At 67.1% G+C, this 17,021-nt stretch carries 16 protein-coding genes; 15 read left to right on the top strand and 1 reads right to left on the bottom strand.

The genetic code is table 11. The features are described from left to right. Window positions 1-265: 265 nt before the first annotated feature. The 15 genes from AC3AP7_RS27045 to AC3AP7_RS26975 all read left to right on the top strand — a co-directional run bounded on the left by AC3AP7_RS27045 (window position 266) and on the right by AC3AP7_RS26975 (window position 16,176). A complete protein-coding gene (locus AC3AP7_RS27045) occupies window positions 266-952 on the top strand; it encodes a GntR family transcriptional regulator (protein ID WP_487363363.1) in 687 nt (228 codons plus the stop codon). A 463-nt stretch (window positions 953-1,415) separates the two neighbouring features. Further along, the gene (locus AC3AP7_RS27040) at window positions 1,416-2,567 is read left to right on the top strand and encodes a porin (RefSeq protein ID WP_487363362.1); all 1,152 of its coding nucleotides are present in this window, start codon (window positions 1,416-1,418) and stop codon (window positions 2,565-2,567) included. A gap of 376 nt (window positions 2,568-2,943) precedes the next feature. Further along, window positions 2,944-3,531, top strand: a complete 588-nt coding sequence (locus AC3AP7_RS27035; protein WP_487363361.1) for an amino acid synthesis family protein — start codon at window positions 2,944-2,946, stop codon at window positions 3,529-3,531. 94 nt (window positions 3,532-3,625) lie between these two features. Continuing rightward, window positions 3,626-4,435 carry an alpha/beta fold hydrolase gene (locus tag AC3AP7_RS27030; protein ID WP_487365039.1) on the top strand — a complete coding sequence of 270 codons (810 nt, stop codon included), beginning with the start codon at window positions 3,626-3,628 and terminating at the stop codon, window positions 4,433-4,435. A gap of 10 nt (window positions 4,436-4,445) precedes the next feature. Further along, window positions 4,446-5,426 (top strand): flavin reductase family protein, encoded by a 981-nt coding sequence (locus AC3AP7_RS27025; protein ID WP_487363360.1) that lies wholly within the window; start codon window positions 4,446-4,448, stop codon window positions 5,424-5,426. Window positions 5,427-5,498: 72 nt separating this feature from the next. Then, window positions 5,499-6,539 carry an LLM class flavin-dependent oxidoreductase gene (locus AC3AP7_RS27020; protein ID WP_487363359.1) on the top strand — a complete coding sequence of 347 codons (1,041 nt, stop codon included), beginning with the start codon at window positions 5,499-5,501 and terminating at the stop codon, window positions 6,537-6,539. A 139-nt stretch (window positions 6,540-6,678) separates the two neighbouring features. Continuing rightward, window positions 6,679-8,151: an aldehyde dehydrogenase gene (locus AC3AP7_RS27015; RefSeq protein WP_487363358.1), complete on the top strand. Its 1,473-nt coding sequence runs from the start codon at window positions 6,679-6,681 to the stop codon at window positions 8,149-8,151. Window positions 8,152-8,176: 25 nt separating this feature from the next. Further along, window positions 8,177-8,491, top strand: a complete 315-nt coding sequence (locus AC3AP7_RS27010; protein ID WP_487363357.1) for an NIPSNAP family protein — start codon at window positions 8,177-8,179, stop codon at window positions 8,489-8,491. 49 nt (window positions 8,492-8,540) lie between these two features. After that, complete coding sequence (locus tag AC3AP7_RS27005) at window positions 8,541-9,578, top strand: ABC transporter substrate-binding protein (RefSeq protein ID WP_487363356.1); 1,038 nt, start codon at window positions 8,541-8,543, stop codon at window positions 9,576-9,578. Window positions 9,579-9,614: 36 nt separating this feature from the next. Continuing rightward, on the top strand, window positions 9,615-10,496 hold the full coding sequence (locus AC3AP7_RS27000) for an ABC transporter permease (protein WP_487363355.1): 882 nt from the start codon (window positions 9,615-9,617) through the stop codon (window positions 10,494-10,496). Between the two features lie 4 nt (window positions 10,497-10,500). After that, entirely contained in the window at window positions 10,501-11,310 is an 810-nt protein-coding gene (locus AC3AP7_RS26995) for an ABC transporter permease (protein ID WP_487363354.1), read from the top strand. After that, window positions 11,310-12,401, top strand: coding sequence for an ABC transporter ATP-binding protein (locus AC3AP7_RS26990; RefSeq protein WP_487365038.1), 1,092 nt, complete (start codon window positions 11,310-11,312; stop codon window positions 12,399-12,401). Before AC3AP7_RS26995 ends, AC3AP7_RS26990 begins: the two co-directional genes overlap by 1 nt. Beyond that, on the top strand, window positions 12,398-13,078 hold the full coding sequence (locus AC3AP7_RS26985) for a GntR family transcriptional regulator (RefSeq protein ID WP_487363353.1): 681 nt from the start codon (window positions 12,398-12,400) through the stop codon (window positions 13,076-13,078). Before AC3AP7_RS26990 ends, AC3AP7_RS26985 begins: the two co-directional genes overlap by 4 nt. 39 nt (window positions 13,079-13,117) lie before the next feature. After that, window positions 13,118-14,671: a methyl-accepting chemotaxis protein gene (locus tag AC3AP7_RS26980; RefSeq protein ID WP_487363352.1), complete on the top strand. Its 1,554-nt coding sequence runs from the start codon at window positions 13,118-13,120 to the stop codon at window positions 14,669-14,671. Between the two features lie 44 nt (window positions 14,672-14,715). Beyond that, window positions 14,716-16,176: an NAD-dependent succinate-semialdehyde dehydrogenase gene (locus AC3AP7_RS26975; protein WP_487363351.1), complete on the top strand. Its 1,461-nt coding sequence runs from the start codon at window positions 14,716-14,718 to the stop codon at window positions 16,174-16,176. A 25-nt stretch (window positions 16,177-16,201) separates the two neighbouring features. On the opposite strand, the gene hpaI is transcribed toward AC3AP7_RS26975, so the two are convergent. After that, on the bottom strand, window positions 16,202-17,008 hold the full coding sequence (gene hpaI / locus AC3AP7_RS26970; RefSeq protein WP_487365037.1) for a 4-hydroxy-2-oxoheptanedioate aldolase: 807 nt from the start codon (window positions 17,006-17,008) through the stop codon (window positions 16,202-16,204). Window positions 17,009-17,021 lie beyond the last annotated feature (13 nt).

Here is a 17,021-nt window from a genome sequence, read left to right as displayed (position 1 = left end):
CAGCCTGCCGGCCGCCTGCGTGCCGGCCGGCCAGCCGGTTCGCGCGGCGTCGTTCGCGTGGAGCCGATTCCGCAGCAAATTCCGCTCCAGGGCCGGGCGCCGCGGCCGCAGCCGCGCGCATGGCCATGCGCCGGACCGGCCGGTTTCGATGCGATAAAAGTCGACTGACGGCCAATGGGGCAAGATTGACGATAATATGGCATTCCGTTGCGCGTGCGTCTCGCGGATGCGCGCGGAAGATCGTCACTTCCCGTATGTTCAGCCCATGTCAGATCTCAAAATCGACCGCAACGCCAAAACCTTGCGCGAACTCACGCTGGACAAACTGCGCGGCGCCATCGTCCAGGGGTATTTCCGGCCGGGCGCGCGGCTCGTCGAACGCACGCTGTGCGACGAACTCGGTGTCAGCCGGACCGTCGTGCGCGAAGTGCTGCGTCATCTGGAAACCGAAGGGCTCGTGGAAATCGTCGCGCGCCAGGGGCCGATCGTCGCGCGGCTCGACCCCGCCCAGGTCGGCGAAATCTATGAGTTGCGCGGCCTGCTCGAAGCGAACGCGGCGCGCGCATGCGCCGAGCATGCGACGCCCGAACTGATGCGGCGTCTGCGCGCGATTCGCAAGACGATCGAGGACGCGTTCAGCCGCCAGGATCTGCCGCGCGTGCTCGAATACACCGAGCAGTTCTACGAGGCGATGTTCGAAGGCGCGCAAAAGCACGTGTCGCTGACGGTCGTCAAGACGCTCAACGCGCGGATCAACCGGCTGCGCGCGTTGACCATCGCGACACCGGGGCGCGGCGACGAGTCGAATCGCGAGATGAACACGTTGCTCGACGCGATCGAGCGGCGCGACGCCGACGCTGCGTCGGCCGCGTCGATCGCGCATATCCGGCGCACCACGGCGCTGGCGCTGGGCGTGCTCGCGGAGCAGGGCGAGCGGTTCGCAAACGCCTGAGGCGCGCGTCAAGCGGATTCCAGAGGCCGCCGGGTTTCGCCCGGCGGCCTTTTTCCTGTGTGCGCCTGCCCGCCGGCGGGCGACCCGCGCCTGTCCCCATGCGCCAGAAGCAGATCAGATTGCCGTCCGACGCCAGTCGCATAAACCATATCATGGTATTCCATAATATTTGTCGCCTTTTTGTCGACCAAAATATGGAATACCATAATCTCGATGAACAGTGTTCAGACCACGAAGCCTGCCTGCCGGCGGGGAGGCGCCGTGGCCGGCGGACCGGACGCTGTTGATCGGTCGATCCGTTCGAGCGGACGCCGGGACGTTCCGGCGCTCGGCTCGCGTGGGTCGCAGGAGACCAGGACGGGGCGCCGCGCACCCGGCCCCTTCGACGTGCCGGGAACGGCCCGCGCAGCGCGCGATGACGCACCGGCGTCGCTTTCTGATACTTCCAATTGGGTGGAGACGAATGAAGAAAACAATCCGTATGCTGACGATTCCGGCCCTGCTGCTATGTGGCGGCAGCGTGTACGCGCAGAGCAGCGTGACGCTGTACGGCCTGGTGGACGAGGGGCTGAACTTCACGAACAACGCGGGCTCGGGGTCGGTGCTGAAGGTGCAGAGCGGCGACGTGGTGGGCAGCCGCTTCGGGGTGAAGGGCACGGAGGACCTGGGCGGCGGCACCTCGGCGATCTTCCTGCTGGAAAACGGTTTTAACGCGAGCAACGGGGCGCTGGGTCAGGACGGCCGGATGTTCGGTCGCCAGGCGTACGTGGGGCTGGCGTCGAAGGAGTACGGCACGGTGACGTTCGGTCGCCAGTACGATCCGACCATCGACATGTTCAGCGCGGTGAGTGCGGCGGGCAACTGGGCGGGCGACGTGGGCGCGACGCCGTTCGACAACGACAACACGGACTGGGATTTCCGGGTGAACAACTCGATCAAGTACGTGTCGCCGACGCTGTCGGGCTTCACCGGCGAGGCGATGTACGGCTTCAGCAATGCGACGGGCTTCGCGGACAACCGGCTGGTCAGTGCGGCGGGGCAGTACCAGTACGGCGGTCTGACGGCGGTGCTGGCGTACATGAACATCGACAATCCGGGCGACGGCAGCGCGGGGGCGGTGGCGGGCGACCAGGTGTTCACGGGGGCGTCGCAGGAGAACCTGGATGCGGCGCTGGCGTACAAGTGGAGCAAGCTGTTCCTGGCGGTGGACTACTCGCACACGAAGATCGACTCGCCGACGGGCAACGGGTATCTGAGCGGCTCGATCGATCCGGCCAACGGGGGCAGCTGGACGGGGTGGCAGTTCGACAACTTCGAGATCAACGGGCAGTACTACTTCCGCCCGAACTTCTGGCTGGGGGCGTCGTACACGTACACGCTGGGCAAGCTGGACACGACGGCGGGCAACTACAGCCCGAAGTGGCAGCAGGTGGCGCTTATGCTGGACTATGACGTGAGCCCGCGCACGTCGCTGTACATGCAGGCGGCGTACCAGCACGTGGACAGCGCGAACACGGGCACGCAGTTCGACGACGCGCAGCTGCTCGCGGCGGCGGGTCCGTCGTCGACGACCAACCAGGTGGTGTACCGCGTCGCGATGATTCACCATTTCTAAAGCGCTACGGCGCTACGGCGCTACGGCGCTACGGCGTCAAGGCGCTACGCGCCGTGCGGCGGCCATGCGGCCGTCGCGCGGGCAGCACGCCGGCCCGGCGTCTGGGTTCCTGTCGCTTGTCACGCCGGCACGCCCGCATGCCGGCTCCCGGACGCCGGCCTGCGCGTCTCTTTTCCCGTGATTCCTTCGTGCGCTTGCCGCGGCCTCCGCCCGGACCGGCGGTTGCCATTTGCCGCTTGCGGCAGGCACGTGAGTTCCCGTCCTCAATATCATGGTATTCCATAATACTGAAATGCTTTGTGTCGACCAAAATATGGCATACCATAATCTCATTGAACGGAACCCAGGGCCCTGTGCCCGTCGTCTGGAGAACGATATGAAGCTGGAAGTACGCAAGCTGGTCACGTATGCCGAAGACACGCTGATCGAAGGCGGCAAGGCCGCCGCACGGCCGCTGAAGCTGCTTGCCGCCGCCGCGGTGCTGCGCAACCCCTGGGCGGGGCGCGGCTTCGTCGAGGACCTGAAGCCGGAGATTCACGCGCTCGCCCCGCAACTCGGCGAGCTGCTGACCGCGCAGATCCTGGGCCTCGCCGGCTCGGGCGATGCGGTCGAGGGCTACGGGAAGGCGGCGATCGTCGGCACGTCCGGGGAAATCGAGCACGCCTCCGCGCTGATTCATACGCTGCGCTTCGGCAATCACTATCGCACCGCGGTCGGCGCGAAGAGCTATCTGAGCTTCACGAATCTGCGCGGCGGCCCGAACTGCCCGATCTCGATTCCGCTGATGCACAAGCACGACGAAGGGATGCGTTCGCACTACCTGACCGTGCAGTTCTCGATCGTCGATGCGCCGGCGCCGGATGAAATCGTCGTCGCGCTCGGTGCATCGATCGGCGGCCGGCCGCATCACCGGATCGGCGACCGCTACCAGGACCTGAAGGAACTCGCCGCCGATGAAGCCTGATTGCCTGTCCGCGCCGGCTGTCACGCACGGCGTTGTCGCGGGGACGGGCTACAGCCTGTACGCCCGCGCCGACGGCGCCGCCGCCGCGCGCGAAATGCGCGATGTGAGCGACGTCAGCGACGCGAGCGCTGCCCGCACCGAGACCGTCGTGCTGATTCACGGCGTCGGGATGAACCGCAGCGTCTGGGCGCCGCAGATCGACGCGCTGAGCGCGCGCTACCAGGTGCTCGCATACGACATGCGCGGCCACGGCGACAGCGCGCTGCCGTCCGCGACGCCGACGCTTGCCGAGTACGCGGCGCAGCTCGCGCATCTGCTCGACGCGCTGGACATCGACGCCGTGCACGTCGTCGGCCATTCGATGGGTTCGCTCGTCGCGCTGGAGTTCGCGCTCGCGTATCCGGCGCGCGCGCTGAGCGTGGCGGCGCTGAACGCGGTGTACCGGCGCTCGCCCGCGCAGCGAGAAGCGGTGCAAAGCCGTGCCGCGACGCTCGACAGCGAGCGCTCCGAGGCCAGCGTCGACGCGACGCTGTCGCGCTGGTTCGGCGATCCGGTGCCGGCCTCGCTCGTGGGCGCCGCGCGGTTCGTCCGCACGCTGCTGCTGGCGGTGAATCCGCTCGGCTACGCGCGCACGTACCGGCTGTTCGCGTGCTCGGACGACGCGCACGTCGGCCGGCTCGGCGCGCTCGCGGTACCGGCGCTGTTTCTGACCGGCGAGGGCGATCCGAATTCGAGTCCGGAGATGTCGCGCGCGATGGCCGCGCAGGCGCCGCTCGGCCGCGCCGAAATCGTTCCGGACGAGCGTCACATGATGGCGGTCACGCATCCCGATGCGGTCAACGCGCGGTTGCTGGACTTTCTCGCACAGGCCCGGCGTCGTTGCGCCGCGCCCGCGCGGCCCTGAGGAGAGCGTCATGAGTGTTCAAGTCAATGCGCAGCCGGCTACGCCGTCCGACCTGCCGGCATTCGATGTCGCCGGCTTCCGGCGCGCGCTCGGTGCGTTCGTCACCGGCGTGACCGTGGTGACGACGGTGCAGCCCGACGGTTCGCCGCGCGGCTTCACGGCGAACTCGTTCACGTCGGTGTCGCTGGATCCGCCGCTGATTCTCGTGTGCATCGCGAAGACCGCGTCGAGCTATGGGGTGTTTTCGCAGACGCGGCACTTCGCGGTGAGCGTGCTCGCCGAGGATCAGAAGACGGTGTCCGGCGTGTTCGCGTCGAAGGCACCCGACAAGTTCGCGCAGGTCGCATGGCAGCCGCGCGTCACCGGCGCGCCGGTGATGAAGGGCGCGGCCGCGAGCTTCGACTGCACGACGCACGAAGTCGTCGATGCGGGCGACCACATCATCCTGATCGGCCGCGTCGTCGACTTTCTGCATACGAGTGCGTCGCCGCTCGGCTATTGCCGCGGCGCATACGTGAACTTCAGCCTCTCGCAGGATGCGCTGACGGCCACCGGCGCACGCGCCCAGGTGGGTGCGATTCTCGAACACCGCGACGGGCTCGTCCTGCTCGATACGCCGGACGGGTTGCAGTTGCCGACCGGCATCCGGCTCGAATCGGCGGGCAACGCGGCAAGTCTGCGCGGCGTGCTCGCGAAGCTGGGCCTGAACGTCCATCTCGACTTCATCTTCGCGGTGTTCGAGTCGCGCAGCGAGCAGGGCGCCGGCGTGCAGATCTATTACCGCGGACGCGTGATCGATAGCGGCGCGGCGTGGATGGACAGCGCGATCCGCATCGTGCCGCTCGGACGCATTCCATGGGAGGCGTTGCGCGACGACGCGGTGCGCTCGATGCTGCAGCGCTACGTGCGCGAGCGCAGCGAGGACGCATTCGGCATTTATGTCGGCGATACGGAGGCGGGCAGGGTGCAGCCGCTGGCGGTGCCCCACTGACGCGCCGATGGGCGGCCGGGCGCTGCGGGCGCCATCGATGAACCCAGCTGTTTTCACGGGAAAGGAAACATCATGAAGTTTTCGCTGTTCCTGCATATGGAGCGGTACGACACGACGACATCGCATCGCACGCTCTTCGAGCAGACGACCGAATTCGTACAGATCGCCGAGCGCGGCGGATTCGAGACCGCATGGATCGGTGAGCACCACGGGATGGAGTTCACGATCGCGCCCAATCCGCTCGTCAGTCTCGCGTGGCTCGCCGCGCGCACCGAGCGCATCCGCCTCGGCACCGGCACGGTGATCGCGCCGTTCTGGCATCCGGTCGCGCTCGCCGGCGAAGCGGGCATGGTGGACGTGGCGAGCAACGGGCGGCTCGATCTGGGCATTGCGCGCGGCGCGTACACGTTCGAGTACGAGCGGCTGATGCCCGGCCTCGATGCGATGGGCGCGGGCGCGCGGATGCGCGAACTGGTGCCGGCGCTGCGCCGGCTTTTCGAAGGCGATTACGCGCATCAGGGCGAATTCTGGTCGTGGCCCTCGACGACGCCCGTCCCGCGGCCGATCCAGCAGCCGCATCCGCCGATGTGGCTCGCCGCGCGCGACCCGAACTCGCATGACTTCGCGGTCGCGAACGGCTGCAACGTCCAGGTGACCTCGCTCGCGGCGGGCGACGCCGAAGTGGCGAGCCTGATGGAGCGCTTTAACGCCGCGTGCCGCGCGCATCCCGACGTGCCGCGGCCGCAGGTGATGATGCTGATGCATACGTTCGTCGGCGCGAACCCGACCGAGGTCGACGCGGCCGTCGACAGCCTCGCCGATTTCTATCGCTACTTCAGCAAGTGGTTCAAGAACGCCCGCCCGGTCAGGCAGGGCTTCATCGAGCCGCTCACGCAGGACGACGTCGAGATGTTCCCGCAGTACTCGCGCGAATCGATCCGCAAGAACCTCGTGATCGGCGAGCCGGCCGACGTGATCGCGCGCCTGAAGCAGTACGAGGCGCTCGGCTACGACCAGTACAGCTTCTGGCTGGACAGCAACATGAGCTTCGAGCGCAAGAAGAAGTCGCTCGAACTGTTCATCTCGGACGTGATGCCGGCGTTCGCGCGATGAGCGACATGAGCGACATGAGCCCCGATGCCCGCGTCGAGCGCGGCGACGGAAACGAAACGACCAGTACGTATCCCGCGGCCGCGCCTGCTGCCCGGCGGCGGGATGCGCAGATGCCCCGGGTGGCGTAGCGAGTCCTGACATGGTGCGACAGTTCCAGCATTACATCGATGGCGCGTTCGAGGACGCGGCCGCGTATTTCGACAGCATCGACCCCGCGAGCGGCGCGGTGTGGGCGCGCATGCCGGCCGCGAGCGCAGCCGATGTCGATCGCGCGGTGCATGCCGCGCACCGCGCACTGGGCGACCCCGCGTGGGCAAACCTGAGCGCGAGCGCGCGCGGCAAGCTGCTCTACCGGCTCGCGGAGCTCGTCGCGCAGCATGCGCCGGCGCTCGCCGAACTGGAGACGCGCGACACCGGCAAGATCATCCGCGAGACGCGCAGCCAGATCGGCTATGTCGCAGAGTATTACCGCTACTACGCGGGCCTTGCCGACAAGCTCCAGGGTGCGTGGCTGCCGGTCGACAAGCCCGATATGGAAGTCACGCTGCGGCGCGAGCCGGTGGGCGTCGTCGCGGCCGTCGTGCCATGGAACTCGCAACTGTTCCTGTCGGCGGTGAAGCTCGGGCCGGCGCTCGCCGCCGGTTGCACGATCGTGCTGAAGGCGTCCGAGGACGGTCCCGCGCCGCTGCTCGAATTTGCGCGGCTCGTGCACGACGCGGGCTTTCCGCCGGGTGTCGTCAACATCGTGACCGGCTTCGGCGACGCATGCGGGCGCACGCTGACAAGCCACCCGCTGGTGTCGCGGATCGCGTTCACCGGCGGCCCGGGCACCGCGCGCCACGTGATGCGCAACGCAGCCGGGAATCTTGCCGCCGTCTCGCTGGAACTCGGCGGCAAGTCGCCGATCCTCGTGTTCGACGACGCGGATCTCGACAGCGCGAGCAATGCCGCGATCGCCGGCATCTTCGCCGCGAGCGGCCAGAGCTGCGTGGCGGGTTCGCGTCTGCTCGTGCAGCGCGGCCTGCACGATGCGCTGCTCGCTCGCCTCGTCGACAAGGCGCGCGCGATCCGGATCGGCGACCCGTCGGAGATGGCCACGGAAATGGGTCCGCTCGCGACTCGCCGGCAGCTCGAACATATCCAGCAGGTACTCGCGGCGAGCGTCGCCGCGGGCGGACGAATCGTGACGGGCGGCGCGCAGCCCGCAGGCCACGCGCACGGCCACTACTTCGAGCCGACGATCGTCGATTGCGCGCATCCGCAGGTGCCGTGCGCGGAGGAGGAACTGTTCGGCCCGGTGCTGAGCGTGCTTGCGTTCGACGACGAGCGCGACGCGATCGCGCTCGCCAACGGCTCGCCGTACGGTCTCGCGTCGGGCGTGTTCACGCGCGACCTGACGCGCGCGCACCGGCTCACGCGCGCGCTGCATGCGGGCATCGTCTGGGTCAACACGTATCGCGCGATCTCGCCGGTCGTGCCGTTCGGCGGCTACGGGCTGAGCGGTCTCGGCCGCGAAGGCGGGCTTGACGCGGTGCTGGAATACACGCGCACCAAGTCGGTCTGGATCCGCACGTCGGACGAGCCGATCGCCGATCCGTTCGTGATGCGCTGAGCACGTTTTCGGGAGCCCTGTCGCCATGTTTTACGAAATCCGCACCTACCGCATCAAAACGGGCGCCGTGCCCGCGTATCTGAAGCTGGTCGAAGAAGAAGGCATCGCATTGCAAAAGCGCTATCTGGGTCAGCTCGTCGGCTACTTCTATTCCGAAATCGGGCCGCTCAACCAGATCGTGCATATCTGGGCCTATCCGAGCCTCGACGAACGCGAGCGCCGCCGTGCGGCGCTTGCCGAGAACCCGGCATGGCAGGCATTCGCGCCGAAGATCCAGGCGCTGATGGACGAGATGGAAAACAAGATCATGAAGCCGGCGCGCTTTTCGCCTCTCGCGTGATGCGCGGTTGTTGCAGCGAACCCCAAGCACATATCCTACGGAGATAGACATGAGCAGCAGATGGACCTCGTTTGCCGTACCGTTGTTCGCCGCCTGCACGGCGCTTGCCGCGAGCGCGCCCGCGCCCGCGTATGCCGCCGATACGATCGTGTTCACCAGTTGGGGCGGCACGACGCAGGCGGCCCAGCAGAAAGACTGGGCGCAGCCGTTCACGAAGCAGACCGGTGTCAACGTGCTGATGGATGGCCCCACCGACTACGGCAAGCTCAAGGCAATGGTGGACAGCGGCAACGTGAGCTGGGACGTGGTCGACGTCGAGGGCGACTTCGCGTATGCCGCGCAGAAGGCGGGGCTCGTCGAGCCGATCGATTTCTCCGTCGTGAAGAAGGACGGGCTCGACCCGCGCTTCGTATCGCCGGGCGCGGTCGGCAGCTTCTATTATTCGTTCGTGCTCGGCTACAACAAGGCGGACTATCCGAAGGCGCAGCCGCGCACCTGGGCCGACCTGTTCGACACGAAGCGCTTTCCGGGCAAGCGCACGTTCTACAAGTGGTCCGCGCCCGGCGTGCTCGAAATCGCGCTGCTGGCCGACGGCGTGTCACCGGACAAGCTGTATCCGCTCGATCTCGACCGCGCATTCAGGAAGCTCGATACGATCAAGAAGGACATCGTCTGGTGGAGCGGCGGCGCGCAGTCGCAGCAGTTGCTTGCGTCGGGCGAGGCGCCGATCGGCATGTTCTGGAACGGCCGTTTGCACGCGCTTGCCGAAACAGGCGTGCCGGTCGGCATTTCGTGGAACCAGAACCTGACCGCGGCGGACATGCTGGTGGTGCCGAAGGGCAGCAAACACAAGGCCGACGCGATGAAATTCCTTGCGCTCGCAACGAGTCCGCAGGCGCAGGCGCAGTTCGCGGCCGAAACCGGCTATGCGCCGATCAACCTGCATTCGGCGGCGCTGATGGCCCCGGATGTCGCCAAAACGCTGCCTGACGAACACAAGACCACGCAGATCAACCTCGACATGAAGTACTGGGCGGATCATCGCGACGAGATTGCGAAGCGCTGGTACGCGTGGCAGTCGAAGTAACCGGGAAGTCCGCTACCGAAGCCGAACGGAATCGCCATGCCCAACGTTCTCAGTACCGTCGCGCCGCCTGCGGCGCCCGCCGTGCGCCGGCGCGGCGACTGGCGCAGTGTGCGCCTGCTGACCCCCGCGCTGCTGTTGCTGGTGGTCTTCTTCATGCTGCCTGTGCTGTCGCTGCTGTTGCGCAGCCTCCTCGAACCGGCGCCGGGGTTGCACAACTATGCGCAACTGCTGGGTTCGACGACCTATCTGCGCATCTTCGGCAACACCTTCCTGGTGGCGACGGTCGTGACCGCCGTGACCGTCGCGCTCGGCTTTCCGACCGCGTGGCTGCTGGCGATCGCGCCGCGCCGGGTGAGCACGCTGCTGTTCGCGATCCTGCTGCTGTCGATGTGGACGAACCTGCTCACGCGGACGTTCGCATGGATGGTGCTGCTGCAGCAGACCGGGCCGATCAACCGCGTGCTGATGGCGCTCGGCGTGATCGATGCGCCGCTGAACCTGGTGAACAACCTGGTCGGCGTCACGATCGGCATGACCTACATCATGCTGCCGTTTTTCGTGATGCCGCTGCACGCGACGCTGCGCAGCATCGACGCATCGACGCTGCGCGCCGCCGCGATCTGCGGCGCAGGCCGCTGGCAGGCATTCTGGCGCGTGCTGGTGCCGCTCGCGATGCCCGGCGTCGCGTCGGGCGCGCTGATGGTGTTCGTGATGGCGCTTGGCTACTTCGTCACGCCCGCGCTGCTCGGCGGCCCGTCGTACATGATGCTGGCGGAGCTGATCGCGCAACTGGTGCAGGAACTGCTGAACTGGGGGCTCGCGGGCGCGGCTGCGTTCGTGCTGCTGGTGGTCACGCTGGGCCTCTACGCGCTGCAGTTGCGGCTGACGGGCGGCAACCGCGCGGGTTTCGGGGGGTAAGGCCATGTTGCTCGATTTTGACCGGCTCGGCGCGCTGCGCTGGGCGCTCGTGACGGTGGGCGTGCTGGTGGCGCTGTTCCTGCTGCTGCCGATCGTCTTCATCGTCGCGCTGTCGTTCGGCAATTCGCAGTGGCTGATCTTTCCGCCGCCAGGCTGGACGCTCGAATGGTACCGGCAACTGTTCACCGATCCGGACTGGCTCAATTCGCTGCTGACCAGCACGAAGATTGCGGTGATCGTGACGGTGCTGTCGGTATCGATCGGCTTTCTGGCGTCGCTCGCACTCGTGCGCGGGCGCTTTCGCGGCCGCGCCGCGGTGCAGGCGTTCTTCATTACGCCGATGATCCTGCCGGTGGTCGTGATCGCGGTCGCGCTGTATGCGTTCTTTCTGCGGATCGGCCTGAACGGTACGCTGGTCGGCTTCGTGATCGGCCATCTGATCATCGCGCTGCCGTTCTCGATCATCGCGATCAGCAACTCGCTGCGCAGCTTCGACACGGCGCTCGAAGAGGCCGCGCTGATCTGCGGGGCGTCGCCGCTCGAAGTGAAACTGCGGGTCACGCTCCCCGCGATCCGGTTGGGCCTGTTCGCGGCGGCGGTGTTTTCGTTCCTCGCCTCGTGGGACGAGGTGGTCGTGTCGATTTTCATGGCGAGCCCCACGCTGCAGACGTTGCCTGTGCGGATCTGGTCCACGTTGCGCCAGGACCTGACGCCGGTGATTGCGGCCGCGTCGTCGCTGCTCGTCGGATTGACGGTCGTACTGATGCTGGTTAGCGCGCTGCTGCGCCGCGCGCCATCGACGGAGAATGCATGATGATGGATTCCTTTCTGCAGATTCAGCGTCTGCGCAAGACGTATGACCGGGTCGTCGCGATCGACCAGGTGTCGCTCGACGTGAAGAAGGGCGAGTTCATGACCTTTCTCGGGCCGTCGGGCTCGGGCAAGAGCACGACGCTCTATATCGTCGCCGGCTTTCAGGAGCCCACGGACGGCCGGGTGCTGCTCGACGGCAAGCCGCTTCTTTCCGTTGCGCCGAATCGCCGCAACATCGGCATGGTGTTCCAGCGCTATACGCTGTTTCCGCATCTGAGCGTGGGCGAAAACGTCGCGTTTCCGCTGCGGGTGCGCCGGACCCCGGAAGCGAAGGTCAAGGCAAAGGTCGACGAAATGCTGCGCCTCGTGCATCTGCTCGAGTGCCGCGACCGGATGCCTGCGCAACTGTCGGGCGGCCAGCAGCAGCGCGTCGCGATTGCGCGCGCGCTCGCATACGATCCGCCGCTGCTGCTGATGGACGAGCCGCTGTCGGCGCTCGACAAGAAGCTGCGCGAGGAAATCCAGCTCGAACTGCGGCGGATTCACCAGGAGACAGGCGTCACGATCCTCTACGTCACGCATGACCAGGAGGAGGCGCTGCGCCTGTCCGACCGCATCGCGGTGTTCAACCAGGGGCGTATCGAACAGGTCGGCACCGGCGAGGAACTGTATGCGAATCCGGCGTCGCGGTTTGTCGCGAGCTTCATCGGCAACTCGAATTTCCTGCCGATCCGCGTGACGGCGAAGCGCGCCGGCCGTACCGCCGCGGTGTTCCCGAACGGGCAGCCCGTGGAGGCGGACAGCCTGCACCTGTCGCTCGGCGTCGGCGACGACGCGGCGCTGATGGTCCGCCCGGAGCGCATCCGCATTCACGCGGGGCAGCAGGCGAGCGTGCCGGCGGGATTGCCGGTGACGGTGCGCGACATGACCTATCTCGGCGACGCGATGCATTACGCGGTCGCGACGCCCTGGCAGCAGGAGATCTCGATCCGTACCGCGCTGGCGCAGCACCGGCCCGACGGTCTGTCGATCGGCGCGTCCGCTGTCGTCGCGTGGGACGCGCATGACGCAAGGCTCTTTGCCGCAGCATGATGAACGCAAACGACAACGCCGTGACGCTGAAAGTCGAGCGACCCACCACGACGTTGCGGGAACTCGCGCTCGCGAAGGTCCGCAATGCGATTCTCGACGCGCATTTCGCGCCCGGCACGAGGCTCGTCGAGCGCGCGCTGTGCGACGAGCTGGGCGTGAGCCGGACCGTCGTGCGCGAAGTGCTGCGCCATCTGGAAACCGAAGGGCTGGTTGCATCGGTTCCGAACCAGGGGCCGATCGTCGCGATACTCGATGTGGACACCGCGGCGCAGATCTACGGCGTGCGCGCACTGCTGGAAGGCGATGCGGCCGCCGCGTGTGCGCAGCACGCCGAGGCGGAGGTCGTGCTGCGTCTGGACGGCCAGATCGGGCGCATTCGCGATGCGTTCGCCACCCATGATCTGCCGCTCGTGCGCGAGCTGACCACCGGGTTCTACGAAGCGATGTTCGAAGGCGGCGGCAAGACCGTGGCGTGGGAGATCGTGCAGACGCTGAATGCGCGGATCAACCGGCTGCGGGCGCTGACGATCGCGTCGGACGATCGTGGTCGTCAGGCAGTGGCCGAAATGACGCGGATTCTCGACGCGATTCGTGCGCGCGACCCGCAACGCGCGCGCGAGGCCGCGACTTCGCACGTGCAACGGGTGGCGGAGATTGCCGCGCAACAACTCGAATAGCCGCGCGCGCGAACGGGTAGCGCGGCAACAAGGACCATCATGAAACCGATTCGGGACCTGTCCATCGGGGGCAAGGCGAGCGTGGCGTTCGCGAGTGTCATCGTCGCCTTTCTCGTCAGCTCGGGCTTGTGCCTGTACAGCGTCTGGGCGATAGACCAGAAGCAGAAGGCGATTGCGGATTCGGAAGACGCACTGCTGTCGATCAAGGACGGCACCGCGGATTACCTGAATATCGTCTGGGCCGTGCTTGCGAATAATCTCGATGGGCAGACGAGCCACAAGCAATGGATCGATGCGCACGGCAACGACTTTCCCGCGCGGCTCGCGCAGCTGAAGTCGTTCGACCCGACCCCGCAGGGGACCGCGCTGGCGGCCGACGCACGCGATCAGTACCGCGCGTGGCAACGCAATGTCGTCGGGCGGCTGGTCGCGATGCGCAAGCAGGTGGACGATTTCTCCGTGGGCATCAGCGATCTGTCTGCGTTGACCGAGCACTTCGGCGCCTATCTCGGCACCGAAAAGCTGATCGGTTCGATGCAGCGCCTCGAAGATTACGAGCGCAGCCGCATCGCGCGCGGGCGGCAGCAACTCGATGCGCTGCGCAAGACGATGTACGCGAGCATTCTTGTCGCGTCGCTCGCGGCGGTGCTCGCCGCGCTGGTTGCCGGACGCTGGCTGACGCGCTCGATCCGAGTGCCGCTGCACCGCGCGGTGGAGGCCACGCGGGCCATCGCGGGCGGCCACCTCGGCGTGCATATCGATGCGCTCGCCCGCGACGAAGCCGGGCAGATGCTCAACGAACTGCGGATGATGCAGGATGCGCTCGCGGCGATCGTCGATAAGGTGCGCAGCGGATGCGAGTCGGTGAATACCGGCTCGTCGCAGATCGCCGCAGGAAGCGTCGAACTGTCCGACCGTACCGAGCAGCAGGCGGCCTCGCTGGAGGAGACCGCCTCCAGCATGGCGGAACTGACGCAGACCGTTGCGCAGACCGCTGAAAATGCGCGTCTCGCCAGCGACCTGTCGCGCGAAGCAGCGACGCTCACGCGCGACGGCAGTCATGCGGTCGAGATACTGATCGACGCGATCATGAGCATCAACGGGAACTCGGAAAAAATCGCGCAGATCACGGGGCTGATCGAATCGGTTGCATTCCAGACCAATATCCTCGCGCTCAACGCGTCGGTCGAGGCGGCGCGCGCCGGCGAGCAGGGGCGCGGCTTTGCCGTCGTGGCCGGCGAGGTGCGCAATCTCGCGCAAAGTACGGCGGCCGCCGTGAAGGAAGTGAAGGAACGGATTGCGAATTCGACGTCGCTTGCGGCGAGCGGGTCGGAGAAAGCCGGCCTCGTGCGGACCGCGATGAACGACGTGAAGCAGTCGATCGAACGGGTGGCGAGCGTGATCGGCGAAATCGCGTGTGCGGCGCAGGAGCAGCATCAGGGGATTGGACAGATCAACCGCGCGGTGTTGCAGATGGACGAAGTCACGCAGCGCAATGCGGCGCTCGTCGAGCAGACCGCGGCGACCGCGCAATCGCTCGACCGCCAGGCCGCGATGCTGCGCGACGCAGTGTCGGTGTTCCGGCTTCGGTGAGCGCCGCCGTCACCCGTCATGGTTTTATCCAGTCAGGAGCAATCGTGGAATTGACCACTGTTTTGAAGGATCCGGCGCTCTTGCGCCATCACGCGTATATCGACGGACAGTGGTGCGCGGCGGACTCGGGCGCGTGCCTCGACGTATCCGATCCCGCCACCGGCGCGGTGCTGGGCAGCGTGCCGTTGATGGGCGAGGCCGAGGCGCTGCGGGCGATCGCCGCGGCCGGCGCGGCGTGGCCCGCGTGGCGCGCGAAGACCGCCAAGGAACGCGCAGGCGTGCTGCGTCGCTGGTACGCGCTGCTGATGGAGCACGTCGACGATCTCGCGTCCATCCTGACGCACGAACAGGGCAAGCCGCTTGCCGAGGCGAAAGGCGAGATCGCGTATGCGGCGTCGTTCATCGAATGGTTCGCGGAAGAGGGCAAACGGGTGGCGGGCGACACGCTGGCCACGCCCGCGGCGGATAAGCGCCTCGTGGTGGTGAAGGAACCGGTCGGTGTGTGCGTGGCGATCACGCCGTGGAATTTCCCGGCGGCGATGATCGCGCGCAAGGTGGGGCCCGCGCTGGCGGCGGGCTGTCCGATCGTCGTGAAGCCGGCGGAAGCGACGCCTTTTACCGCGCTTGCGATGGCCGTGCTCGCCGAGCGGGCCGGTCTCCCGAAGGGTGTGCTCAACGTCGTGACCGGTGACCCGAAGGCGATCGGGCATGCGTTCACGAGCAGCCCGGTAGTGCGCAAGCTGTCGTTCACGGGGTCGACGGCGGTGGGGCGGCTGTTGATGGCGCAAAGCGCATCCACCGTGAAGAAGGTTTCGCTCGAACTGGGCGGCAACGCGCCGTTCATCGTGTTCGACGATTGCGACCTTGACGCCGCGGTGGAAGGCGCGATCGCGTCGAAGTACCGGAACAGCGGCCAGACCTGCGTCTGCACGAACCGCTTCTACGTGCACGATCGCGTGTACGACGCGTTCGTGACGCGGCTTGTCGCCGCGGTGGGACGGCTGAAGGTCGGCCGCGGCACCGAGCCCGATGTCGCGCTGGGCCCGCTGATCAACGAAGCGGCGGTTCGCAAGGTCGAGGCTCATATTGCCGACGCGCTCGACAAAGGCGCTACGCTCGCGACGGGCGGGCGGCGGCACGCGCTGGGACAGGGCTTTTTCGAACCGACGGTGCTGGCCGGCGTCACGGCCGACATGCGCGTCGCGAACGAAGAGACGTTCGGGCCGCTCGCGCCGGTCTTCCGGTTTTCGAGCGACGCAGAAGCGGTACGGCTCGCGAACGACACGGAATACGGGCTCGCCGCGTACTTCTACAGCCGCGATATCCAGCGCGTCTGGCGGGTGGCGGAGCAGCTCGAATACGGGATGGTGGGCATCAACACCGGCCTCATTTCAAACGAGGTTGCGCCGTTCGGCGGCGTGAAGCAGTCGGGACTGGGACGCGAGGGGTCGCACTACGGGATCGACGACTATCTCGTCATCAAGTATTTGTGCCTGGCGGTTTGAGGGGCCCGTTCGAGGGCCTCCGCCGCTAATACCCCCCCATTCCCTCCGCCGGCCCCGCCCCGTCCCCCGTCCCGTACGCGGCGGCCAGCTCCGCCGCCGCGCGGCTTAGCAGCCCCGTATCGGTGCCGACCGCGACGAAGGTTGCGCCCGCATCGAGGTACGCGTCGGCGATCGCGCGGTCGGTGGCCAGCACGCCGGCCTGCTTGCCGGCGTCGCGGACGGCCCGGATGCTGGCGCAGATCGCATCGCGCACCGCAGGCTCGCCGGGCCGTCCCAGGTAACCCATCGAAGCGCTCAGGTCAGCCGGGCCGAAGAACACGCCGTCGACCCCATCGACGCGCGCGATCCGCGCAAGTTGATCGAGGCCCCGGACCGACTCGACCTGGACGAGCACACACAGTTCGCGTTCGGCGCTGCCCAGATAATCGGGCACGCGGTTCCATCGCGATGCGCGCGCGAGCGCGCTGCCGACGCCGCGAATGCCGTGCGGCGGATAGCGGGTGGCGGCGACCGCGGCGCGCGCTTCGTCCGCGCTATCGATCATCGGCAGCAGCAGCGTTTGTGCGCCGACGTCGAGCAACTGCTTGATGATCGCCGCATCGCTCTTCACGGGCCGCACGACCGGATGCGAGCGATAGGCCGCAAGCGTCTGCAATTGCAGCAGGATGCTGCGCAGATCGTTCGGCGCGTGTTCGCCGTCGATCAGCAGCCAGTCGAAGCCGGCCGTCGCGAGCAGCTCGGTCGCATACGGGTCCGCAAGCGCGGCCCACAGGCCGATCTGCCGGCGGCCGGCGGCGAGCGCATGCCTGAACGGATTGGGCGGAACGGACAGGGAGGCGGGTTTC

Source organism: Paraburkholderia sp. PAMB 6770 (assembly GCF_057748135.1).
The sequence above is the reverse complement of the archived record's forward strand: the minus strand, read 5'-3'. Positions and strand labels throughout refer to the sequence as shown.